We start from the raw sequence: 24,796 nt of genomic DNA on the forward strand, positions 1-24,796 counted from the left end.
TTATCGTGATTTAGGGTTTCGATAGATATACAGCATTTCCATTCGCTGAATGAAAAGGTATATCATCTCATTTGTTGTATTTTCTTTAAACTGGATTGCGATATCGGATCCATCGATCCGGACATCCCTGATGGCGTTCATGTTTTTAAGATAAACAGTTAGTTCATCTAATATTTTAGGTTCAACCGGATCGGTCAAACGATAAACGATGGTTGGCGTGCCAACTCCTGTCACGTGCTGATTTACAAAAACGTGATCATCGTGTTTTTCAAGTTGTTGTCCATAACTAATAGATCCGGAGAATAAAGAGAGGATAGTAGTAATGTAGCAGCAACTATTAATGAAAACCTTCTTCATTAAAGTGTATTTTAGTTCTATGCAAAGAGACGAAAAAAAATGGTGCTAGTTGTCTTTATTTCAGACAAATACTGTTTTTTAACACTTTATTCTCAATATTTTGTGTGATAATTCACGCTCAAATCACGCTATTCGTCTTTGTTTTAAAGGGATTCGTCGAAATCGACCCCTATTGAAAAAACAAATCGTAATTTCGTATTACGATGGAAAAAATCATTCAAAAAAGACTTTACCGCTGGTTACTCAGCATCCTTTCCGGAATCCTCCTGGTCGTTTCATTTCCTGAAACCGGAAGTTTAACTCCATTGGTCTTCATTGCATGGATTCCCCTGTTACTGGTTGAATCCTATTTTCACAATTACAAGAAAGGTTTCAGCATGTTCCTGCATGCATACCTGGCCTTTTTCATCTACAATGTCGGGACGACCTGGTGGGTTTACTACGCCAGCGAAGGTGGAGCTTACATGGCTTTCCTGGCAAACAGCCTCCTGATGGCACTTGCTTTTTTGACTTACCATCTGCTGAAACGCAAACTGGGTGTCAAATGGAACGGCCCGATTCTCATCTGCGTTTGGCTGAGTTTCGAATTCCTGCATTTCCATTGGGAATTGTCGTGGCCCTGGCTCACTTTAGGAAACGTATTCGCAGCACGGGTTTCCTGGGTTCAGTGGTATTCCATGACCGGTGTTTTAGGAGGATCACTCTGGATTCTGATCATGAACCTGCTGCTCTATAAAATCCTCACTCAACCGAAACACCTGGTGAAGAACACGTACTCCGTCATGACCCTGATCTTGTTTGTACTTCCCCTGAGTTTATCCTACATTCTCTATTTTTCGAAAGACACGAAAGGAACGCCGTACAATGTAGCTGTTATCCAGCCTAATACAGATCCGTACGGAGAAAAATTTGTCCTGAGCAACGAAGAACAATTGCAGACCTTGCTGGAGCAAGCAGATCAGGCCGTTTCAAAAGAAACGCAGCTGGTGATTGCTCCGGAAACTTCGCTCTACCCGACTACCAACATCTATGAGCGCGGGCTCCGCAAGGAAACATTTTTCCATATCATCAACGAACACCGTGCCAGATGGGCCAACGCGGGATTGCTGATCGGTGCATCGACCTACCAGATTTTCGAGTACAAAAATTCTCCGGCGAGCAGATTCTATCAGCCGATCAATGCTTTTGTGGAAGATTACAACTCTTCCATCCTGTTCGACAATACTCCCGAACCGAAAATCATTCACAAATCGAAGCTTGTGCTGGGAGTGGAAAAAATTCCGTTTGTTGCCACGTTCCCGTTCCTGGAAGAATTGGCAATTGACATGGAAGGAGGTTCCGGAAGTCTCGGGATTGAAAACGAACCCAGGATTTTTGAGAAAAACCGTGTAAAGTTTTCCCCAGTGGTGTGCTACGAATCCGTTTATGGCGCTTTCCTGGCAAAACAAGCCAAACAAGGGTCTCAGTTCATCGCAATCATTACCAATGACGGCTGGTGGAAAGATACACCGGGCTACAAACAACACTTCCAGTTTGCACGACTCAGAGCGATTGAAAACAATAAATACGTGGTGCGTTCGGCAAATACGGGAAAATCAGGAGTGATTTCCAACCGCGGGGATGTATTGAAAGAAACGGGCTGGTGGGTGAAAACACAGTTCAACTATACCATTCAGCTCAATTCCAAACAAACACTTTATCAAATCCTGGGAGATTACATCGGGTATTTTGCCGTTGCCGGGTTTGGAATGTTCCTGGTATTACGCGTCCTGAAGATTTTCAACCGCAGAAAAACGGCCTGAGTTACTCAAAACGAAGTACGCCGTATTTATCCCGCTTGTTTGAAGCGGCGAAAACAACCTGGTGCGATTTATAATTCACGCTTGACAGTTTCAGACAGACAAATGCACCAACTCCGTCATACGCAGAAAACAGGTTGCGCTGCGTGTCTCCGTTGTCCAAATCAATCTGCACACGTGCCAGGCAATAATCCTTGTATCTGAGTGAATTGGAAAACGCAATCCGGCTTCCCTTATACGCTCCAAGCAGGTCGTAATTCTGTGCATTGTCGTTGAAAAAAATAATCAGGTTTCCTTTACTGGAATAACTCACCAGCGAGGAATACTGTCCGAAATCATTCACCGACTCCTGTTTTTTGTTGATTTTTTTGAACCAGTTAAATTCCCCGGCGGCACTGATCGAATACACAATACAATCGTTGTAATTGTAGTAATTCGTCACCTGACTCATTCCCCTGGAATCTGTCGAACTGACTTCATAAATGTAGTATTGCTCCGCCAAAACCGTGAACGAACCATCCGGGAGCAGCAAAATATTCCGGAATGCATAATTGAGCAATTCACCGTTGACGTTCTGATAATTGTAAATATCGTCTGAATTGGCATTTTCCTGTGCCAGCAGTTCTTGCGGGAATTCGAGAAATTTCGGCAATTCCAGGTAGGCCGAAGCAAAGGTAAACGAAGCCCGGAAAACGCCTTTTGCACCTTTCGAATCCTCATCGCCCCAGGTCCCAGTAATAATTGCTGTTGAATCATTGGAGTAAATCGCGAAATTGTACACTTTCCGCTGGTCGAGATCCAGTTCGTATATTCTAAGTGAATCTCCCGGACTCATATGAAACAACACCGACTTATCTACCAACCCGAAGTCTTTCCAGATGCTGTAATAGGCTTTCGAAAAAATAGACACTCCCAGGAAATAATCTCCACGGTCAGTCAGATGACGTGCTTCCACAGCGGAAAGGCGTGAATCATACGGAATTTCGTATTCTCCTTCGCGAACCGAAACGAGTTGATCATTCAGAATATTGTAGCCGAAGCGGTCATACGTTTCTTTTTTTGCCGGAATCAGGTAATCCACCACGAGGAAATTGCTTTTTGGCGAAACCTTGGTTGTAACCACGACATTTCTGCTCCAGCCTTTCGGAACCACATACGAAGCAACCACCAGAGCCGAGCCGAGCGGATCCACATCGTCATCGTATTCCTGGAGATAAAGCGTTACCCCCGCCCCGATTTTATCAGAAAAAAGCCCGAAGAGCCGGTCGGAAAACAGGAACATATCTTCCAGTGTCACCATCTTTTGGTCAATGCGTGGTTCGATCCGTTTCGAAATCACTTCTTTCCCGTTTTCAAAACGGGAAATCTTTGCCGACGGCATCAACGATGAGTTGGTGTAATGGAATGTAAAGAAGACTCCATTGTCTTTCGGAAGGACAGCAAGCGTATTGGGTCTCGAAAGGTTGTCGGGCCCCCAGTCAATCTGTGGCGGCAACTGTCCGAAAAGGAAATTACTTAGTACTAGAAAAATAGTGACGACAAGAAACCGCAAAGCTTTTTTTCTGTAATATACTAAAAAACCTGAATCCCTGTTTTATTTCAAACAAGAATTCAGGCTATTTGATTTTTTTATGTTTTCGGATCATTCAAGGGATTCAAAAGTGAAAAGGGCCAATCTATTCTGAACTTTTGAATACTTCAGGCCTTTGAACAATATCCATTTCTTACACCAGCTTCACCCCTGTATAATTTGCAGGAGTAATTTTTTTCAGGCGGTCTTTCATAGCCGCATCTACATCCAATGTATCGATGAAATCGTGAACCGTTTGTTGTGTCACCTTCTCATTCTTACGCGTTAATCCTTTCAATGCTTCGTATGGTTTCGGGAAACCGATGCTTCGCAGGATCGTTTGAATAGCTTCTGCCACAACTGCCCAGTTTGCTTCCAGATCTTCCTGGATTGCCTGTTCGTTCAGCAATAATTTATTCAATCCCACGATAGTCGCCTTAAACGCGATCAGGGAATGAGCCAGCGGCATTCCCACAGCTCTCAAAACGGTAGAATCCGTTAAATCGCGCTGCAATCTCGAAACAGGCAGTTTTGCTGCCAGGTGTTCGTACAATGCATTTGCAATCCCGATATTTCCTTCGGAGTTTTCGAAATCAATCGGGTTCACCTTATGCGGCATCGCCGAAGAACCTACTTCTCCTTCTTTCAGTTTTTGCTTGAAATAATCCATGGAAATATACGTCCACATATCACGATCCAAATCCAGGATGATGGTGTTGATGCGCTTCAGACAGTCAAACAAGTTTGCAAGCTGGTCATAATTTTCGATCTGAGTCGTCAACTGGCTTCTGTCTAGTCCCAATTGCTCATTCACAAAGCGATTTGAAAAAGCAACCCAATCCGTTTCCGGGAACGCAATCTGGTGCGCGTTGAAATTCCCGGTTGCACCACCGAATTTCGCTGCATATGGAATTTGTTTCAGAATTTCCAATTGTTTCTCCAAACGGTATACGAATACGCCTACTTCTTTCCCCAAAACGGTCGGAGAAGCCGGCTGACCGTGCGTTCTCGCCAGCAAAGCCACTTTCGACCAATCATTCGTATATCCTTTCAATACGCCGATTAACCCTTCCAAAGCCGGAATGTATACTTCATTCACCGCTTCTTTCAGACTCAGCGGAATAGCTGTATTGTTAATATCCTGGGAAGTCAGTCCGAAGTGAATAAACTCCAGGTAATTTTCCAGTCCGAGCGGCTGCATTTTTTCCTTCAGGAAATACTCTACCGCTTTTACGTCGTGGTTCGTTGTTTTCTCAATGTTCTTGATGGCAAGCGCATCTTCTTCCGAAAAAGAAGTCGTGATTTGTCTCAATGCCGGAAAAATAGAAGCCGGAACAGCCTTCAAGGGCCCGATTCCTGCCTCCACCAATGCGATGAAATATTCAATCTCTACGTGAACGCGGTACTTGATCAATCCGTATTCCGAAAAATAAGGCGCCAGTTCACTGACTTTAGAACGGTAACGTCCGTCAACCGGACTGATTGCTGTAAGCGACGTAAGCGACATTGAATTACTCATAGTTCATTTTTGAAAGGTGCAAAGATACTCTTTTATAATTGAAAAGTGAAAAGGTAAAAGTGATAAACACTTACCGGTCATGAATCGATATTTAACGATTTAGCATGTCTGATTTTTTTTACTTCACCCTTTTCAATTTGACATTTTCAATTCGGCATTTGTAATTATATTAAATTTGAACTATGCGATTCATCAAGAACCTTTTTATTGGTTACAGAGCATACATCAAGGCATTCCGGCTGATTATAGATTACAAACTGTATTTCTACATTATCTTTCCGGCGATCCTGATGCTGGGGATTTACCAGGTCGGATTTATGATTCACCTGCACGAGCCGAAAGCTACGGCAACCAGCATGAACGGAATTATCTGGTACCTCATCAAATTGATGGCAGAAATCCTGATCGCAACCACCCTGATGCGTTTCGCCAAGTACCTCGTCGTGATCCTGCTCTCGCCTCTTTTTTCCAAAATCTCGGAAAAGGTCGAATTCATTCTCACGGGAAACAGGTATCGTTTCAACTTCAATCAACTGGTCAACGATGTCAAACGCGGTTTCCGCATAGGAATCCGGAACATGATGTGGGAAGTGTTCTTCTTCACGGTTGTCTTCCTCGTCGGAACGGTCGGATGGGGAGATTTTGCACTCAGTCCTGTACGTCACATTTTGTTCTTTATCAGTTTTTACTACTACGGTTTTTCATTCATGGATTACATCCACGAGCGCCTGAAAATGAATCTCCATGAAAGTATCCGGCTTGCGAGGGAAAACCGGGGGATTGCTCTTTCCATCGGGTCGGTGTATTCCGTCATGATCTGGAATTTCATTGACCTGAGTACCTTGTTCGACTGGTCTTCTTTCGGAGCGGATCCCTGGCAATTCATCTTCACATTCCTTACCAATCTGGGTCTTTGGTTCTGCGCTTCTTTCGCCCCGATCTGGTCTATCGTAGCTGCAACTATCGCCATGCACGACCTGCTCGATCTGACCACAACACAGAAGAATGAATTCGCAGAGAACACCATGGATTGAATGGATAATTTAAAATTGAAAAGTCAAAAGGGGTTACCGGAGAGATTTTGGTGTTTTTGAATTTTGCATTTTGAATTCGTTTACATTTTACCTTCTCCATTTTCAATTTTAACTTTCCAAACAGTATAATCAGTTATCATTCACTGGCCGTTTATTGATTTTTTTATATTACTTTGTCTCCGAATTATTAGATGACTTCATTATGAAAATCCTATTCGGAACCCTGTTATTACTACTTTGCACTACTTATTCATTTGCCTTTCAATCTGCATCGAAGGATAGTGTCACAGGAATCATTGACAAATCTGCCGCACTGATCAAAATCGACCAGGGAAAGCAGCTCGTGGGAGAAAACAAAATCCGTGAAGCCCTGCTCGTATTTCGTGAAGCGGCAATCAAAGATCCCAATACCTGGAAAGCTCCTTTTTGGATTTCCTTCTGCCACTACCGCCTGAAAAACTTCGGTTATGCCAAACAATACGCCCTGGAGGCAATCAATAAAGGGCCGGATGATGTAGACGCTGAAGTATACGACATCCTGGGAGTAGCATGCCACAACTTAAACGAACTGGACAGCTCCGAGCAGTATTTCCAGCTGGCGCAAAAACATTTGTCCAAATCACGCGCAAAAGAACTGAACATTGTCGGGAAAATTGCTTCTGTACAATATGCAAAACAAGGAGCCAAAACTCCGAATCAACGCCTTTCCCTTTTGGGTGATATCAACTCCGGGTACAACGATTACGGACCGGTTTTGAGTGCCGACGGAAAACGCATCTACTTTACTTCCCGAAGAGCCAATACGACGGGCGGGATGATGAACCCGGACGACCAGGAATACTTTGAAGATGTATACACCGGAGTGTGGAACGATAACATGCGGCGTTTCGACAGTATTTCCAACAATGTAGAACGAATCAACGGACCCGGATTTGAATCCATGAGCTGGTTATCTAAAGACGGACTGAAAGCAATCGTGATCCTGAACAACACCGCAACCAATGCGAAAAAGGTTACCGGAAGTTCGGACATCTGCGAAGTGGAATTCACCAAAAAAGGAAAGTGGAACGTACCGAAAGTGATTGACAACAAATCCATCAACACCAGCTTCATGGAAGGTTACGCAACGCTTACAGCTGACGGAAACACGATGTACTTCGTATCTGACCGAAAAGGAGACAAACGATCCACGGATATCTACGTGGTACAACGCAACGGAAAAACCTGGGGCGAAGCAAAAATTTTGAGCGACAGCGTCAACACCGATATGCGCGAAACGACTCCATACATTACTCCGGACGGAAGATTCCTGTTCTTCAGTTCTGAAGGACACCTGGGAATGGGAGGTTTGGATGTATATGTTTCCGAAAACACCGGTTCCGGGTGGACGAAAGCAAAAAATCTTGGGCCTGCCGTCAACACCGTAAACGATGATTCTCACTTCGTCGTTTATAAAGAATTAGGAAAAGCTTATGTGAGCGGATTGACCATCAGCGAAAAGAAAAGTAGTATTGATATTTTCGAACTCGATCTGAGCAAGCTGATTCTTCCGGTAAAATTGTAATCACATTGAACGAATTCAACAGATAAACGTACCTGAACGGGTACGTTTTTTTATTTAAATCAAACATGAAAAAATTAACCTTCATTTTATTCCTGCTCCCGGTACTGATCTGGGGACAAAAGGAAACCAAAGCGGAAGCTTCCATTAAGAAAGTGACCGTTTTCAAACAGGGCGCGCAGATTGAGCACTCCAAAGCACTGAATCTGACCGGCGGAAAACAAGTGGTCGTTTTCCAGAAACTGACGGATTTCCTCGATCCCAGCTCCATCCAGCTGAAATGTTCGGACGAAGCAACCATCCTGAGTGTCCGCACACGCAAGAATTTCGACGATAAGTCCATTGCGGAAACCGAACTCGCAGAAAAGAACGACCGGAAAAAAGCACTGGAAAAACAGGAACGTGTACTCCGTGACGAATACAAAGTATTGCTCCAGGACGAACAACTCTTGCTGAAAAACAACAGCTTGAGCAGCCAGCAGCAAGCCGTGAAGATTTCCGAACTGAAAGAAGCTTCGACCTTTTTCCACAACAAACTCTCGGAGATCAATACCCGCAAATCCCAACTGGATTCGGAAATCGAGGGTGTGGTACGTAAAATCAACACCATAGAGCAGGAAATCAATACGCGAAAAGGGCTTCCGGTAGTGAACTATACCGAAATTGAAGTGGAACTAAGCGTTGAAAAAGCCGGAAATGTGGATTTTACATTTACCTATATTACCCACAAAGCTTCCTGGAAACCGTATTACGACATGCGAAGCAACGGAGTAGGCGCTCCGGTACTGCTGGAGGCCAAAGGACTGGTTTCTCAAAGCACCGGAATCGAATGGAAAAATGTACAACTGATCTTATCGACCAATGATCCGTATGACAATACACAGGAACCGGTCCTTTACCCCTGGGAACTCAACTACTACTCTCCTGCACCGCGTAAGCAGGTCGTGGAGCGCTATGTACCGGAATACAACTTTGACGGTGAAACCATTCACGGAGAAATCACGGATGCTTCATCCGGTGAACCGTTGGCCTTTGCAAAGATCACGATGGTCAACAACCCCCTGAATATCTTCACAACCGACGCTACAGGGCATTTTTCATTCTCTGTTCCACGTGGAGAACGCGGATACACCGTTTCCTATCTCGGATATCGTTCGCAATATGTTTCAATCAACGGGCCTTATATCAAAACGCAACTTTACCCGGAAGTAGTCGCAATGGAAAAACTGGAAGCCAATCCATTTGCGGGGAACGGTTTGGCGTATGACAGAGGCGATGTTACTCTGAGCGACGGTTATTACTCCAGCAACTCGGCTCAACTGGAAAGCGTTGTTGTCGAAAGCAAAGCAAGCCGTATGAAAAACAAAAAAGCCGCGGATTATGGTAAACTCTCGGAAGCAGAAATCAGTACAGGCGCATACAATGTTTCGATCGCCAACCAGGTGGAGAAAGACCTGCGCATGGAATTCCGGATCGAAGCACCATTTACAGTGCCGTCTGATGACGCGGAGCACCGTGTTGCAATTGCCACTTACCAGATGAAAGCGGATTACGAATACCATTCCGTACCGAAACTGGACGAATCCGTTTACCTCGTGGCACAAATTTCTGGATGGGAAAAACTGAATCTGCTCAACGGAGAATCCAACCTGTATTTCGACGGAACCTATATCGGGAAAAGCTTTATCGATGTAAACTCTGCGAAAGACACTCTGAGCTTCTCTTTGGGGAAAGACAAGAAAATAGTGGTAGAACGCAAGCGCAGCGAAGAAATGAGCAAAACGCGCCTGCTTGGAAACCGCTACAAATATGAAGTAACCTGGGATTTCACTATCCGTAACAACGGCGGAGCAGCCATTCCGATCATCGTGAAAGATCACTTCCCGATCTCTGTAAACGACGACATCAAAGTGAAACAAGGAACGTACACCGGAGCATCTCTGGATCCGAAAACCGGCATCCTGACCTGGAAATTCGTGACCAATAAAGGGGAAAGCAAACAATTCAAGTTTGATTACCAGGTAGACTACGGTAAAACACAACCGGTTTACCTCGAGTAATTCATTGCATAATTGATCCGAAACTCCCGATAGCCTTCAAACTGCCGGGAGTTTTTTTGTCCTGAAAGCCAGTAACGAGTAGGGCTGTACGCAATATCGCGAACATGCAACCGGTAATACAAAAAAAGATTCTTACGCTCTTACTCCCCAAACAGATTCCAGGAAGCCCTCCCACTTTTTATAGCGCCACTGGACTATCGGTGATTTACTAAAACTTCAAAGGCATCCGCCACTGACGGATGCCTTTACCTGATTATGAAGAAAAATTACTATTGCTTCACCGACTCTATCGGACGCCAGCTTGATAAACACCAAAAAACCTTCCGGTAATCTGAGCTGTTGTCAAATACAGAAAAGTGGCAATAAAAATATCGCTGTAACGTAAAATTGAACTCTTGGAACTTATTAGTAGTAAGTATAAGTGTGCTCTTAGTTTCAGCTTTACGAATATAGAAAACGAATTGCATAAATTCAAGTTTGGTCTACTAAATAACTGGATTATGTGATAAGTGGTTAATATTCAGTCCAAACGGTAATTTACTCGCTCAAACTTGCGAAATGTTCCCAGAAGTCGGGGTAACTTTTGGCCACAGCTTCTGCATCCTGTACCCGTGTTTCCCCACCAGCAACCGTTGCGGCAATAGCCAGCGACATGGCAATCCGGTGGTCGTGATGAGACGAAACCAACGCTCCGTGCAGATTTCCCGTGCCGTGAATCCGCATCACATCGCCATCCAGTACAATGTTCACACCCATTTTTCCAAATTCAGACTGAAGAACCACGCCGCGATCACTTTCTTTATGTGTAAGTCTTTCCGCCCCTTTGATGGTCGAAATTCCGGTGCATTTTGCCCCCAGAACAACCAAAGCCGGAAACAAGTCCGGACAATCCGTTGCATCAAATTCAAAAGGAGACAAATTACTTCCATCAACCCGGATTTCCTGCTCTTCGATCTGAACTTTACATCCGGCGCTCATCAGGGCATGCAACATGGCTTTATCGGCCTGCAAACTTCCCATTGCCAAACCGGAAACTGAAACGGTATGACCAACCGCAGATGCAACCAGCCAGTAGCTTGCAGAACTCCAATCCCCTTCGATCGCGTAATCTGTCGCTTGATAAGACTGATTCCCGGGAATGGAAAACACGTTCTCCTGATGTTCAACCTCTATTCCGAATTTTCGGAGTGTTTTGAGCGTCATTTGAATGTAGGGCCCGGATTTCATGTCGCGAACCGTGAGCGAACCGGCCTTTCCGCTTTTCGGAAGTGCCATCAGTAAACCTGAAATGAATTGAGAGCTCATCGATCCGTCTACTTCCACCTGCGCTCCTGCCATCGGGCCTTTGACACGAACAGGCAGAAAACCGTCTGTTGTAGCCGCTTTACACCCGAACTGAGGCAATACCTCATCAAAAAAATGCATCGGGCGATTCAGTAAACTTCCCGTACCATTTAACGTAACCGGCTGATCGAAAGCCGCACTGACACAAGTCAGCAAACGCAATCCCAAACCGGATTCTCCGGCAGAAAGTTCAACCGGGCCGGAAAGTGCCTGCACGCCGGTAATTTCAGCTTCTGTTTCCGAAAGAAAGCGCACAGCAGCTCCCAAGGCTTTCACAGCGTTCAACATGGCTTTTTCATCATCGCTCCAGCCTATTCCACGCAAGCGCGAAGTTCCTTCCGACAATGCCGCGCAAAGAATGGCACGCTGCGAATCACTTTTGGACGCAGGAATGTGTATTGTTCCCGAGAGTCTTCCATTCCGGATCAATTGTTCCATTATGCGTTGGTATCTGAAGCGTTATTCATTACCCGCACCTGGTGGCGGATCGACTCCTGGTGGATCGCATCCATAATCTGGCGCACAAAACGATCACTCAACTGGTATTCCGAAGCTCTTCCCAAACGGGCTGAAATCAATTTCTTCCAATGCTCCGGCTGGAGAATGGTGATATTGTGTTCTTTCTTAAACCGCCCAATATCTTCACTTAGCTGCATACGCACCATCAGGATATCAAACAAACGGTCGTCCAAATCACCGATCTTTTCCCGCAGAATGGAGATGTGTTCGGTATCGAGCTTCTCCGAATCCTGTGAACGAAGCACCAGGCTGTCCAGCAGGATTCCCAGGTTTTTCGGCGTCAATTGCTGCGCTGCATCCGACCAGGCTTTATCCGGATCCCGGTGTGTTTCGATGATCAATCCATCAAAATTCAAATCCATTGCTTTCTGTGAAACTTCCAGCAGCAAATTACGGTTTCCTGTAATATGGCTCGGATCATTGATAATCGGCAAATTCGGTAACCGTTCGTGCAAAGCAATCGGTATTTCCCAATTAGGCACGTTGCGGTATTTCGCGTGTTTGTAAACGGAAAATCCGCGGTGAATGGCTCCGAGTTCGGTAATTCCGGATTTTTCAAGCCGTTCGAAAGCCCCGATCCACAATTCCAGATCCGGGTTTACCGGGTTTTTCACTAAAACGGGAATCTTCACTCCTTTCAGTGCATCTGCAATTTCCTGTACCGCAAACGGGTTCACCGTCGTTCGCGCACCAATCCACAATACGTCAACACCGGCTTTCAACGCTTGTTCTACGTGTTTGGTATTCGCTACTTCTGTTGTTGTGGGAACTCCCAATTCTTTTCCGGCATTCACCAGCCAGCTCAAACCGATTTCTCCCACACCTTCAAATGAATCCGGGCGTGTGCGCGGTTTCCAAATCCCGGCACGCAGCATATCGATATGGCATGACTCTTTGATTTGCAGTGCAGTTTCAATCAGCTGCTCTTCCGTTTCTGCACTGCAGGGTCCTGCAATGATAATCGGTCTTTTTCCTCCTTTTTGGATGATGCTGTTCATGATAGAACCAAATTACTTTTTTTAATCCAGACTAAACAAAAAATCCCGCTCCAAAACGAAGCGGGATTGACAACTATTAACAGTTGAGCTTCGAAATTAGTGTATTCCGATGCGCCAAATAACGTTTTCTGTATGTGCTGTTTTTTTCATGATTTCAAGTCAAAAGTAATGTTATTTATTTAACCAAAATAAAAATTAAAAATATTTTTTTCACAATTTTTCTTGGAAGTGTCATTGGTATCTCTATCTTTGTCACATGATTTTTCAACAAACAATGAAATTTTGGTGGTGTCTGCAAACTAAAAAAGTGGCGGACGCATAATTCATTATATCTATTTTTTTTGAACGGCTTGTCACTTTTGGCAAGCCGTTTTTTTATTCTCAAAAATCTCATTTCATGCAAATTTACACACAAGAATATTCCTTCAATGCCGACAATTATACCTCTGTCGGGCTTTATTTGTCGTTTAGAAACCGCTTCCGTTGTCCCTGTTTACTGGAAAGCAACGATTACAATGACCGAACTTCCTCCAAGTCTTTCATTGGCCTGAATCCGTTGATTGACATCCAGATTTTTCAAACGGAAATCCACATCCAGGAACCAGATCTTGCGCTGACAATTCCTGTGGAAGATCCGCAAAAAATCACCCAACAGATTCAAAACCTGCTCGGTAAATACGCGTTCGAAAAGGAGCTTGACAGCAATGGGTTCCTGAGTTACTTCAGTTTTGAGTTTGCCCATTTCGAAGAAAACATTTCCTCTTCCGACACCTCGTCACCACTTCCCTTAGCCCGGTTTACACTTTTTCAATACCTGGTGATTTTAGATCATTTTCACGACCGGGGAACAATTTTGGTCAATGCACTCGAACCCGTTCGGAAAAGCGAAGCGGAATTACAGGAATTACTTCGGTTTAACAGGGCTTCCGAACTGCCTTTCGAACTTGTGGAGCAAGAAAAAACGGCTGTTTCCGATAGCGATTTTCTGCACCTGGTTCAACAGGCAAAAATGCATATTTACCGCGGCGACGTATTCCAACTGGTTGTTTCAAGACCGTTTGAACAGGCTTTTTTCGGAGATGATTTCCAGGTTTACAGGCAATTGAGACAACTCAATCCTTCCCCCTATTTATTCTACCTGGACATGGAATCATACCGTTTGTTCGGCTCCTCGCCGGAAACACAAATCCAATTAAAAAACGGAACAGCAGAAATACATCCCATTGCAGGAACAGTCCGAAAAACGGGAGATCACCAGCTGGACAAACAATTGATTCAACAATTGATCCGGGACGAGAAGGAAAACGCAGAGCACACCATGCTCGTTGATCTCGCCAGAAACGACCTGAGTAAATTCGGCAGTTCCGTCAAAATCGCTTCTTACAAGGAAGTACAGCATTTTTCCCACGTCATTCATTTGGTTTCAAAAGTCACTGCCCAGACGAAAGCACATGCACTTTCCTTATTTAGCGGAACGTTTCCTGCCGGAACACTTTCCGGAACCCCGAAACCAAAGGCCCTGGAATTGCTGAACCAGTATGAAAAAACCGGACGCGGATTTTATGGCGGTGCACTCGGATTCATTCACAGTAACGGAAACATGAACCTGGCAATCATTATCCGCAGCGCCTTCAGTACCAACAACACGCTCCGATACCAGGCCGGGGCAGGAATTGTCGTGGATTCCGTTCCTGAACACGAACTGGAAGAAGTAAACAACAAACTCGGCGCAATCAGGAAGGCTATTCAATGCGCCACAAAACCTCATTCATTATGAAAATTGCAGTCATTGACAATTTCGACTCCTTTGTTTTCAACCTGATTCGCTATATCAGGGAAGAACAACACGATGTTTTTGTTCAACGAAACAACCGGCTCGATTTTGAAGCCCTGGAATCTGCCGATGGGATTGTACTTTCTCCGGGGCCGGGAATTCCCTCAGAAGCAGGCGGTTTGTTAGAAGTCATCGACCGGTTTCATGGCAGGAAACCCATTTTGGGAGTTTGCCTCGGACACCAGGCAATTGCCGTGCATTTCGGAGATTCGCTGATTCCTTGTCCGGAACCCGTTCATGGTAAAGCTTCCCGGATAAACATCACGAAAGCATCCGGGATTTTTCAGGGGCTTCCTGCAGAAATCGAAGCAGGAAGGTATCACAGCTGGCAAACACAGATTTCACCTGAGAGCGAACTGGAAGTAACGGCGGCTACAAAAGATGCCGTTGTGATGGCACTGCAGCATAAAACTTTCCCAACCGTCGGAGTGCAATTCCACCCGGAATCGATCCTCACTCCAACGGGACGAAAAATGATTCAAAACTGGTTAAATACATACTCATGAATTACCTCAAAAAATTAATCGATAACGGCACATTAAGCCGCGAAGAAGCACGTTTGTGCATGATTCAAATCGGCCGGGATGAAATTTCCGACGCACAGATTGTTGCCATTATCACCACCATCCGGATGCGCGGCCTGCAGATTTCGGAACTGGAAGGATTTCAGGATGCTCTGATCGAACTGGCTAAATCTCCGGAACTTCATGCAGAGCAAAGCATTGATTGCTGCGGAACAGGCGGCGACGGAAAAAACACCTTCAACATTTCCACATTGACTTCTTTTGTCCTGGCATCCATGGGCTACCAAGTTGTCAAACACGGAAATTACGGAGTTAGTTCCCTGTGCGGATCATCCACCGTACTGGAGTATTTGGGCTACGAATTTTCTGCAAATCCGGTGGAATTACAGCGTCAGTTAGATCAACACAATATTTGTTTTCTGCATGCTCCGTTGTTTCATCCCGCCCTGCTCCGGGTTGCTCCTTTGCGGAAATCCATCGGGATAACGACCTTATTCAACGGACTCGGTCCGCTGGTGAATCCGCATCCGTCCACGCATCAGCTGACCGGAACATATTCGCTGGAGCTGGCAAAGCAATACCAGCATATTCTGAAATCAAAACGGGTAAATTTTACCGTCCTTCACGGGCTTTCAGGATACGATGAGCTTACGTTTATCGGAGGAACACGTGTTTTCCATGCCCACAGTGAGCAGTTCATTCAACATTCACCGAATCAGCTCCGGATCAGACCGGAAGAAATATCCGGAGGAAATTCCGTTGCAGAAGCCGCCCGGATTTTCACTTCCATTCTGCGGGGAGAAGGAACCGAAACGCAGCACACCGTACTCGCCGGAAATGTAGCCCTGGCCCTGCAAACGCTGAATTCCGGATTAAATTTTGAACACGCTTTCAGCAAGGCTTATGAGCACATTAGAAGCGGAAAATCATTCTACACTTTTAAAAACGTTTGTTTATGAACACTATTTTAGACCAGATTGTTGCGAGTAAACAGGTTGAAATCCAACAATTAAAACAGGCAGGAACGCTGTTGGATTACGCTCAAAGTCCGCTTTTTAACCGAAAAGTGATCTCCCTCAAAAAAAATATCCGGGATCAATTCGGGATTATTGCGGAAATCAAACGAAAATCTCCGGGGGCCGGCGAAATCAACCGGAACCTGGATATTCTCTCACAAGTCGAACAGTATGAAAAACAAGGAGCATGCGGTATTTCGGTATTAAGCGATTACCGGTATTTCGGTGGTTCGATTGAGGACATTGTACAGGTTCGAAACAGGACGGATTTACCCATTCTGAGAAAAGAATTTATCCTTGATGAATACCAGCTTTTCGAGAGTAAAGCTGCCGGAGCAGATGCCGTTTTACTCATTGCATCGATTCTGGAGAAAGAACAGGCACACCAATTAACCATCGTTGCCAAAAGCCTGGGGCTTGAAGTCTTGTTTGAAATTCATTCGTTTGAAGAGTTGAATAAGCTGAATGAGGAGATCGACGTGTTACTGGTCAATAACCGAAATCTGAAGACTCAGCAAACGAACGTGGAGCACTCTTTCAAACTGGCTTCTTACTTACCGGAACACGTACTGAAGATTTCAGCTTCCGGGATTTCCAGTTCGGATCAGTTGATTCAATTGCAAAATCACGGATTCAACGGAGCACTGATCGGCGAGAGTCTGCTGAAAGGAACCTTCCATTTCGCATCAACTTCTAACACATCCGTCTTATGAAACTGAAAATTTGCGGTTGCAGCGCGGAGCAGTTTTATCCCGGCCTGTTCGACCTGGAAGAAGTGGATTATTTCGGATTCATTTTTTACCCCGGTTCTCCCAGATATGTGGAACACACTCCGGCTGTTTCCAAAGAAAAAGTGGGAGTTTTTGTCAATGCCGACCCGGAATTCATTCTTCGAAAGATAGACGAAGAGGCACTACGCGTGGTCCAGTTTCACGGAAATGAGCCGGCAAAAGAAATCCGGAAAATCAAGACCGCTATCCCCAAATGGAAAGCACTGGGAATTCAGCATGCAAGCGATCTGGAAGCTTGTAAGGCGTATGAAGGAATCGTGGATGCATTCCTGTTCGATACCAAAAGTCCACAGTACGGCGGAACAGGAAAGACCTTTGACTGGGACATCCTGGAAGCATACACCGGAGAAACTCCCTTCTTCCTGAGCGGTGGCATTTCTATCGGGATAGTAGACCGCATCAAAAACATACACCATCCCCGATTTTCCGGAATCGACCTGAACAGCCGTTTCGAAATCGCACCGAAACAGAAAAATGTGCCGCTTATTCAATCATTCATTAAACAATTGAAAACATGAAAACTGCTGAATTAATGCTTCCGGATGAATTCGGATTCTACGGTGAATTCGGAGGTGCTTACATCCCGGAATTATTACGTCCTGCCGTAGAAGAATTAAACACGTTCTTCCGGGATTATTGCTTTTCGGAAACTTTCAGAAAGGAATACATCGGTTTGCTGAAACAGTACGCAGGAAGACCCACTCCTTTGTATTTTGCACGGAATTATTCTCAAAAATACGGGGCGAAAATTTATTTCAAACGGGAAGATTTGTGTCATACAGGCGCCCATAAGATCAACAATACGATCGGTCAGATTTTACTGGCCAGACACATGGGAAAGACAGAAATCATCGCGGAAACAGGAGCCGGACAGCACGGTGTGGCAACGGCAACGGTGTGCGCACTGATGGGATTGCGCTGTATTGTTTACATGGGCGAAAAAGATATCGAACGCCAATCTCCAAACGTACAGCGAATGAAGATGCTGGGAGCAGAAGTCCGGTCTGCAACATCTGGCAGTAAAACGTTGAAAGATGCCACCAATGAAGCCATCCGGCATTGGATTAATTTTCCGGATTCCTATTACCTCATCGGCTCTGTTGTCGGACCGCATCCCTACCCGGAAATGGTCACTTATTTCCAATCCGTCATTTCGGAAGAGATCACGTATCAACTGCGTGAAATAGGTTCTGCATCTCCGCAAAAGGTCATTGCATGTGTTGGAGGCGGAAGTAATGCAGCCGGAGCTTTTTATCATTTCTATGGCAATCCGGGGGTCGAACTGATCGCTGCTGAAGCTGCCGGGGAAGGAATTCACTCCGGCAAAAGTGCTGCTACTTCTGTGCTTGGCTCAACCGGTGTGCTGCATGGAAGTTTAACCTTACTGATGCAGGATTCATTTGGCCAGGTTACCGAACCACACAGCATTTCTGCTGGTTTGGATTATCCCGGAATCGGCCCGCTGCACGCACACAGTATTTCAAGCGGAAGAACCCGGGCGGTTTCCATCACGGACGCGGAAGCACTACATGCTGCTTTGGAGTGCAGCAGACTGGAAGGAATTATTCCGGCACTTGAAAGTGCACATGCCCTCGCAGTCCTTGGAAAACTTTCTCTGAAACCGGAAGAAATTGTCGTCGTGAACCTTTCAGGAAGAGGCGATAAAGACATGAATACCTATCAAAACGCATTTCAAAATTTATGAATCCATTCAAAAAAGACGGAAAATCAGTCAGCATTTTTATCACAGCCGGTTACCCCGAAAAGGAGAGTTTAGCCGTTCAGTTATTGTCTTTGCAAAAGCAAGGAATCGATTTCATTGAAATCGGTATTCCCTTTTCCGACCCCCTGGCCGACGGCCCCGTTATCCAGGAAACAAGTACCACAGCATTGAAAAACGGTATGAACCTGAACCTCTTGTTCGAACAACTTTCAGAGATCCGGAAAGAGATATACATTCCGTTGGTTCTCATGAGCTACCTGAATCCGATTCTTCAATTCGGAGAGGATCTTTTCCTCGAACAATGCAAAGCCACCGGAATTTCGGGAGTGATCATACCGGATCTTTCATTTGAATTGGTTCAGAACAAATACCGGTCTTCCTTCGGTTCGGGTAAAATTCCACTGATCTATTTAATTACTCCAACCACTCCGGATTCGCGAATTTCCCAAATTGCACAAGTCAGCTCAGATGCGTTTATCTATTTGGTCGGACAGAACAAAATCACGGGCTCTTTCTATTCCTTATCCGATCATGCAAAGCGTTATTCGGAACTCAAACAACTGTGCGATGACGTCCCTTTGTTTTTAGGTTTCGGTATTTCCACAGACGAACAAAAAAAAGAGGCATTTCAATACGTCGACGGAATCATTGTAGGAACAGCCTATTTGCGCGCACTTTCACAGGGAACAGAACGTAAATTCATCGAAAAACTCCGGTCTTAACAACTCCTTAACGAATCATGCATTAATTTTGCAACTATGAAAGCGGATACAAAAACGTACGACCCGACCAAGACCACTTATCCCATTCTTTTTGCCATCGCTTTTGGTCATTTACTGAATGATTTGATCCAGGGTGTTTTACAACCTTTGTTCCCTTTAATTAAGGAAACACAGCACCTGGATTACGGACAAGTTGGGTTCATTATGTTTGCTTTCCAGATCACATCGTCGCTTTTCCAGCCGGTAGTTGGTTCCATCACCGACAAGTATCCGCAGCCATATTCGTTCAGCTTCGGGATGCTGTTTGCCATTACCGGGGTTATTATCCTGGCCTATGCACAAAATTTCACCCTAACACTTACTGCAGCTTGTTGTATCGGTTTGGCTTCTTCGGTATTTCACCCGGAAGCTTCCCGTGTAGCCTATTCTGCATCCGGTGGAAAACGCAGTCTGGCCCAAGCGATTTTTCAATTGGGAGGAAACGGTGGTACGGCACTCGGCCCGGTTCTGGTGGCGCTCTGTGTCATTCCTTTCGGTCAAAAATACACGCTGCTATTTGTCATTGCCGGGTTGATCGGTTTCGGAATCCTGTTGTTTGTAAGCCGCTGGTACAAAGGCTACCTCGAAGAACACCTGAAAAATACCAAGGCGCGCGTGGTAACGCACCAACTTTCCAAACAACGCATCTATATTTCGGTTGTGATCTTGCTGGTGTTGCTTTTCTCCAAGTATTTCTACACTGCCAGTATTTCAAGCTACCTGATTTTCTACGCGAAAGAACGCTTCCAGCTACAAGGAAGCCAGGGACAATTATTACTGGCTGTTTATCTGTTTGCGATCACGCTTGGTACGGTAATCGGCGGGCTTGCAGGTGACAAATACGGACGCAGAAACATCATTTGGTTCTCCATTCTCGGAGCCGCACCTTTCACGTTGATGTTGCCTTATATGAATCTTACCGGAACGGTTGTTTGTTTGGCCTTTGCAGGTTTCATTCTGGCTTCTGCTTTCCCTTCCATTCTCGTGTATGCACAGGAATTGCTTCCGGGAAGAATCGGGATGATTTCGGGGATGTTCTATGGTTTTGCCTTCGGAATGGGTGGAATCGGTGCGGCTTTCCTCGGAGATTTGATCGACAAACGTGGAATCATTGAAGTGTACCACATTTGTTCCTATCTTCCGCTCATCGGGATTATTGCGGTATTCCTGCCTTCGTTCCGTGTGAAGAAAAACGGGTAGGGTTTATGTCCCGCAGCACCGATAACAATCGGCATGAGCTCAGTCGAAATCAATTCTTTTTGGAAACAGGCGCCTGGTAGAATTCCTTCAGGTAATCCGGTTCAAAATAGGCAACGTCTGCAAATTCCTGTTTGGTGTATTTCTGAAAGGCAAGTGCCACTTGTCCCTGGGCAGAGGGTTCCAGTCCGAGGTCAAAGGTAATGGAGCGGTTTGTCCACCATTCCTGCATTTTCGGAGCACCATCACCGAAGCACACAAACGGTTCAAACGCCTGGTATGTTGTTTCATCCAATACATCTGCACTTGCCGGCTTCAGGATGGTTCCCTGAGCATCCACCAGGAGTGAAAACACTTCCATTCTTCTGGCATCGATCATCGGGCAGAGATTCAAATGCGGGTAGTTTATTTTCCCCAAAGCCGCCATTGATTCCAATGTACCGACCGCAATAAGTGGAATTCCCAACGCATAGCAAAGTCCTTTGGCGGTTGAAACACCGATACGCAAGCCGGTATAGGAACCCGGGCCGGCAGAAACCGAAACGGCAGACAATTGTTCCGTAGTGATTTTTTCCAGTTCCAGTACCTGCTGGATGAGAATCGTCAATTTTTCTCCATGTGCATAGCCATCGTCTTTCAACTCCTGCAGCTGTTTCAACTCCCCGTCAACGGAAAGTGCTACCGAACACACTTTGGTTGCTGTTTCAATATGTAAGATTGTTGTCATGTTTTCCCGGAAAATGCGCCGAAATTCAACCGGCTGAGGAAGCAAAATTAGGGCAAAACTTCCAATTTAAACCCGATTCCGTGGATGTTTGAAATCGAAATCTGGTCGTCCATGGAGAAATACTTCCGCAATTTCGTGATGAACACATCCATACTTCTTCCCGCAAAATAATCATCCTGGCCCCAAACGGCTGTCAGGATATTCTCTCTCGGAACCACGGCATTTTTGAATTTACACAGGATTTTCAATACCATTGCTTCTTTTTTCGTCAGCGTTTTCTCAAATTCCGGGTGCTTCAGCGTGAAGTTTTCCGTATCAAAGGTATAACTTCCGATCTGCACAACTTTTTGTTCCGGTTCATCCTGGATGTGGACACGTTTTAAAAGTGCTTTTACACGTACGGAAAGTTCATCGAATGAAAAAGGTTTGGTCAGATAATCATCTCCTCCGGCATTGAATCCGGCTATTTTATCTTCCGTCATGGCTTTTGCCGTCAGGAATAAAATGGGAATCTCCTGGTTCATGGTGCGAATTTCGCGTGCCAGCGTGAAGCCATCTTTTTTGGGCATCATCACATCAAAAATACACAGGTGGAATTCGTCTTCGGAAAAGCGCATATGTCCGTCCATTCCGTTAGTACACAAAACGACCTGGTATCCTTCCGATTTCAACTGGTCCGAAATTACAAATCCGAGGTTAGCGTCATCTTCAACCAATAATATTTTAGCCTTTGGTTTCATTCGTATGATTGTTTCCGTGAAGATAATAAAGAAATGGCTTGGATGACTGTGGTTCGGGCAACAGATTTGAAACGGGCTAAAAAAGATAAGAGCCTGAGACGGGCGTCCCAAGCTCTTATCACACTAATCAACCTAACCTACTACTACTTCAGCAAAGATAAGGCATAATACCGTTGCTTGCGCACTTTTCCGGCAAAGAGACAAAAACGGACAAATAAAGGATTTAAAGAATGATTGAAACGAATGCACCGGTCGAACGTTAAATAATTCACTGATGAATCAATTACATCTAAAATTGAACAGATTAATCACTAAACCCACCCGATGAATTATTCCCCGGGTAAATATTATCTGAAATTAAGATTCCAAGAAAGTAAGATTTTTTGTTTGAAAAAAATAGCCTTTTTCGATGTTGAATGGACAAAATACGAGATGAACGGATTTTTAATTAAAATTCCTTAACATATTCTTTACAAGCCTCGTTTTCAACTACCTCGTTTTAGCTTCAGGAATATCTTCATTATTCTAAGGCCTACTCCGAAATACTTTCTTAACTTTGGAAGTATCTCAGAACTAATAAGAATGGATAAAATTTTAATAGTTGATGATGAAGAAGATATTCGCGACATACTCGAATACAATCTGAAAAAAGAAGGATTTCAAATCCTGCTGGCAAATAACGGTCAAGCCGGGATCGCACTTTGCAAGGAGGAAAAACCCGATCTGGTAATCCTCGATGTGATGATGCCGGGAATGGATGGAATCGAAGTATGTGAACAAATCCGGAATACAGCCGGACTGGAAAATGTGCTGATCTGCTTCCTGACGGCTCGTAATGAAGATTACAGCCAGATAGCAGGTTTGGATGCCGGTGCGGATGATTACATTTCAAAACCGATCAAACCGCGCGTGCTCATCAGCCGGGTGCATGCACTCCTGAGAAGAAAAGAAGTAGCACCAGCCAAACCGTCGGGCACTTCCGATCTGGTGATCAACCGCGAAAAATACCTCGTGGTGAAGAACGGCGAAACACTGCATCTTCCTAAAAAAGAATTCGAATTGCTGGCATTACTTGCTTCCAGACCGGAAGTAGTGTTTGAACGCGATGTGATCCTGGAGCGTGTTTGGGGAACCGATATCGTGGTGGGCGACCGCACAATTGATGTCCACGTCCGAAAACTCCGCGAAAAAATCGGTGACGATTACATCCAAACCGTGAAAGGAATCGGCTATAAGTTTAAGGGATAACTTTTTTAATTGAGAATTGATGCTTCGACTTCGCTCAGCATTAATTAAGATAAAAGGCTTTTGAATTCCAGAGATGTCATGTCGGGTACTTGAGGAACGAAACTGGTATCGAGACGGACATCCAATCCTACTAATTGAAAAGGTTAAAGTGAGAAGGTTAAAAGTCCATTTTTAACTTTTGAACTATTATATACTGAGCTTGTCGAAGTATGAACCATTACATATCACAAGCTAAAACCAATGCGGTTTGGGATCAGATTCCCAATTCGACCTGGAATATAGCACCGAATCTTCCGGTCTCAATCTCTTCCCGTAAATCGGATGTGAGCTGGTAAAGTACGTTGCCCTGCACTTTTACCCGGTGACCATACAGGTATTTCGTAACTCCCAGCTGAAACTCCTGGTGTTTTTTAAGGTTAACGTCTGCGAACTCCGGGTTATCATAAACAGAAGAAAAAGGCGTAATCTCCGCATAGCGGGCTGCCAGTTCCCAATTGGATTTAAACAAATAACTCAACTGGTGCATAAATCCATTCCCGGCATAAACCGCCTGAATTCCGGCCGTGTCTGCAGTAAAGGTGATTGGATTGGAGCAGTTTCGCTGCATGAATTCCGTGTAGGCAGCAAAGCCTTTGTATTTGAACAATAAATCCAGGGAAACAACCGCCATATCGGTTTTGCGGTGCAGGTCTCTTCCGAGTTGTCCGCCTGAGCGGACCGCATCGTCATTGAAATTATAGGATGCCCCGAATGAGAGTTTTGGTTTCGGTTCGCGCTCCAAATCTCCCTCCTGGTAATCGTTCTTATTCGTAAAAGCACCAAAAGGCAGCACTTCTACCCTCCCGGTGTAACTCAATCCGCTATTGGAACTCACACTGTTTCGCCCTTCTCCGGATGTGAGTGCTCCCAAAACCGCAAAGTAATTGCGCTTGTATGATCCGAAGAATCCGAAATCACGATCCATATTGAAAGTCGCATTCACAATCGAACGATCCGCAAACTGCTGGTCTCCGGAAGAAATCACGCGCTGTCTGTTTCCCGGAAGTTTCGTCTGTCCGAAACCAAACTTAAGTTCTTTTGACGGTTCGTAGTAAATTACCGCATCACGCACAATATTCACACTCGTATTCACATGCGACATATGAGTCATATCCCAATCCATATCGCCCCGTGAAAAAACCAATTGCAATTTGTAGGTTAGTTTCGGATTGTATACGAATCCCTCCATTTTTAAACGCACGCGGCGTACTCTGAACTCATAACTTTCTGCCGACAAATCATGATCACTTCTCGTAAGCATGGCCGCCCGGTTTTGCATCCGGAACTGGAAACGCATGGAAAACAATGAATCTTTTGCAATGAACTCAATTCCTCTCTGAGGCTTGGTCAAAATAGACAGGTCGATTTTCTTCTGAGCATAGATTCCTGTGGCAAAAATCAGCGTACTGACAAGTAGGATGTGTTTCATGCGGAC

The 24,796-nt window shown here is 45.0% G+C and carries 21 protein-coding genes; 13 read left to right on the forward strand and 8 right to left on the reverse strand.

Annotated features, from left to right (window positions below):
• Complete coding sequence (locus ABDV94_RS14465) at window positions 1-357, reverse strand: hypothetical protein (protein WP_343747916.1); 357 nt, start codon at window positions 355-357, stop codon at window positions 1-3.
• A gap of 203 nt (window positions 358-560) precedes the next feature.
• On the opposite strand from ABDV94_RS14465, the gene lnt reads away from it, so the two are divergent.
• Entirely contained in the window at window positions 561-2,159 is a 1,599-nt protein-coding gene (gene lnt / locus ABDV94_RS14470) for an apolipoprotein N-acyltransferase (protein ID WP_343747917.1), read from the forward strand.
• A 1-nt stretch (window position 2,160) separates the two neighbouring features.
• Here lnt and ABDV94_RS14475 read toward each other — a convergent pair whose 3' ends face one another.
• Both ABDV94_RS14475 and purB read right to left on the reverse strand, forming a co-directional pair.
• Window positions 2,161-3,651, reverse strand: a complete 1,491-nt coding sequence (locus ABDV94_RS14475; RefSeq protein WP_343747918.1) for a hypothetical protein — start codon at window positions 3,649-3,651, stop codon at window positions 2,161-2,163.
• A gap of 229 nt (window positions 3,652-3,880) precedes the next feature.
• Window positions 3,881-5,233, reverse strand: coding sequence for an adenylosuccinate lyase (purB, locus tag ABDV94_RS14480; RefSeq protein WP_343748040.1), 1,353 nt, complete (start codon window positions 5,231-5,233; stop codon window positions 3,881-3,883).
• Window positions 5,234-5,427: 194 nt separating this feature from the next.
• Between purB and ABDV94_RS14485 the strand changes: the two genes are divergently transcribed.
• The 3 genes from ABDV94_RS14485 (at window position 5,428) to ABDV94_RS14495 (ending at window position 9,900) form a co-directional block, all read left to right on the forward strand.
• Window positions 5,428-6,279 (forward strand): EI24 domain-containing protein, encoded by an 852-nt coding sequence (locus ABDV94_RS14485; RefSeq protein ID WP_343747919.1) that lies wholly within the window; start codon window positions 5,428-5,430, stop codon window positions 6,277-6,279.
• 202 nt (window positions 6,280-6,481) lie between these two features.
• Entirely contained in the window at window positions 6,482-7,843 is a 1,362-nt protein-coding gene (locus ABDV94_RS14490) for a hypothetical protein (RefSeq protein ID WP_343747920.1), read from the forward strand.
• 65 nt (window positions 7,844-7,908) lie between these two features.
• Complete coding sequence (locus ABDV94_RS14495) at window positions 7,909-9,900, forward strand: mucoidy inhibitor MuiA family protein (protein WP_343747921.1); 1,992 nt, start codon at window positions 7,909-7,911, stop codon at window positions 9,898-9,900.
• Window positions 9,901-10,437: 537 nt separating this feature from the next.
• Here the strand turns inward: ABDV94_RS14495 and aroA are convergent.
• Complete coding sequence (aroA, locus tag ABDV94_RS14500; RefSeq protein WP_343747922.1) at window positions 10,438-11,682, reverse strand: 3-phosphoshikimate 1-carboxyvinyltransferase; 1,245 nt, start codon at window positions 11,680-11,682, stop codon at window positions 10,438-10,440.
• Entirely contained in the window at window positions 11,682-12,761 is a 1,080-nt protein-coding gene (locus tag ABDV94_RS14505) for a chorismate mutase (protein WP_343747923.1), read from the reverse strand. The genes aroA and ABDV94_RS14505 overlap by 1 nt, the downstream gene beginning before the upstream one ends.
• A gap of 397 nt (window positions 12,762-13,158) precedes the next feature.
• Between ABDV94_RS14505 and ABDV94_RS14510 the strand changes: the two genes are divergently transcribed.
• The 8 genes from ABDV94_RS14510 to ABDV94_RS14545 are packed head-to-tail and all read left to right on the forward strand — an operon-like array spanning window position 13,159 to window position 20,610.
• Window positions 13,159-14,538, forward strand: a complete 1,380-nt coding sequence (locus ABDV94_RS14510; protein ID WP_343747924.1) for an anthranilate synthase component I family protein — start codon at window positions 13,159-13,161, stop codon at window positions 14,536-14,538.
• Entirely contained in the window at window positions 14,535-15,101 is a 567-nt protein-coding gene (locus tag ABDV94_RS14515) for an aminodeoxychorismate/anthranilate synthase component II (RefSeq protein WP_343747925.1), read from the forward strand. The genes ABDV94_RS14510 and ABDV94_RS14515 overlap by 4 nt, the downstream gene beginning before the upstream one ends.
• A complete protein-coding gene (gene trpD, locus ABDV94_RS14520; RefSeq protein WP_343747926.1) occupies window positions 15,098-16,078 on the forward strand; it encodes an anthranilate phosphoribosyltransferase in 981 nt (326 codons plus the stop codon). Before ABDV94_RS14515 ends, trpD begins: the two co-directional genes overlap by 4 nt.
• Window positions 16,075-16,848: an indole-3-glycerol phosphate synthase TrpC gene (locus tag ABDV94_RS14525; protein WP_343747927.1), complete on the forward strand. Its 774-nt coding sequence runs from the start codon at window positions 16,075-16,077 to the stop codon at window positions 16,846-16,848. Before trpD ends, ABDV94_RS14525 begins: the two co-directional genes overlap by 4 nt.
• Window positions 16,845-17,444 carry a phosphoribosylanthranilate isomerase gene (locus ABDV94_RS14530; protein WP_343747928.1) on the forward strand — a complete coding sequence of 200 codons (600 nt, stop codon included), beginning with the start codon at window positions 16,845-16,847 and terminating at the stop codon, window positions 17,442-17,444. Before ABDV94_RS14525 ends, ABDV94_RS14530 begins: the two co-directional genes overlap by 4 nt.
• Window positions 17,441-18,631, forward strand: a complete 1,191-nt coding sequence (gene trpB / locus ABDV94_RS14535) for a tryptophan synthase subunit beta (RefSeq protein WP_343747929.1) — start codon at window positions 17,441-17,443, stop codon at window positions 18,629-18,631. The genes ABDV94_RS14530 and trpB overlap by 4 nt, the downstream gene beginning before the upstream one ends.
• Window positions 18,628-19,371, forward strand: coding sequence for a tryptophan synthase subunit alpha (trpA, locus tag ABDV94_RS14540; RefSeq protein WP_343747930.1), 744 nt, complete (start codon window positions 18,628-18,630; stop codon window positions 19,369-19,371). The genes trpB and trpA overlap by 4 nt, the downstream gene beginning before the upstream one ends.
• 36 nt (window positions 19,372-19,407) lie before the next feature.
• Window positions 19,408-20,610: an MFS transporter gene (locus ABDV94_RS14545; protein WP_343747931.1), complete on the forward strand. Its 1,203-nt coding sequence runs from the start codon at window positions 19,408-19,410 to the stop codon at window positions 20,608-20,610.
• Between the two features lie 49 nt (window positions 20,611-20,659).
• Here the strand turns inward: ABDV94_RS14545 and tsaB are convergent, their stop codons facing one another.
• Together tsaB and ABDV94_RS14555 are read right to left on the reverse strand one after the other, a co-directional pair.
• On the reverse strand, window positions 20,660-21,334 hold the full coding sequence (tsaB, locus tag ABDV94_RS14550) for a tRNA (adenosine(37)-N6)-threonylcarbamoyltransferase complex dimerization subunit type 1 TsaB (protein ID WP_343747932.1): 675 nt from the start codon (window positions 21,332-21,334) through the stop codon (window positions 20,660-20,662).
• A 47-nt stretch (window positions 21,335-21,381) separates the two neighbouring features.
• Entirely contained in the window at window positions 21,382-22,074 is a 693-nt protein-coding gene (locus ABDV94_RS14555) for a response regulator transcription factor (protein WP_343747933.1), read from the reverse strand.
• A gap of 582 nt (window positions 22,075-22,656) precedes the next feature.
• Here ABDV94_RS14555 and ABDV94_RS14560 point away from each other — a divergent pair.
• Complete coding sequence (locus tag ABDV94_RS14560; RefSeq protein WP_343747934.1) at window positions 22,657-23,322, forward strand: response regulator transcription factor; 666 nt, start codon at window positions 22,657-22,659, stop codon at window positions 23,320-23,322.
• Window positions 23,323-23,575: 253 nt separating this feature from the next.
• Here ABDV94_RS14560 and ABDV94_RS14565 read toward each other — a convergent pair whose 3' ends face one another.
• Window positions 23,576-24,790, reverse strand: coding sequence for a porin (locus ABDV94_RS14565; RefSeq protein WP_343747935.1), 1,215 nt, complete (start codon window positions 24,788-24,790; stop codon window positions 23,576-23,578).
• Between the last annotated feature and the right edge of the window lie 6 nt (window positions 24,791-24,796).

It is taken from the genome of Fluviicola sp., from assembly GCF_039596355.1.
Taxonomy (GTDB): domain Bacteria; phylum Bacteroidota; class Bacteroidia; order Flavobacteriales_D; family Crocinitomicaceae; genus Fluviicola.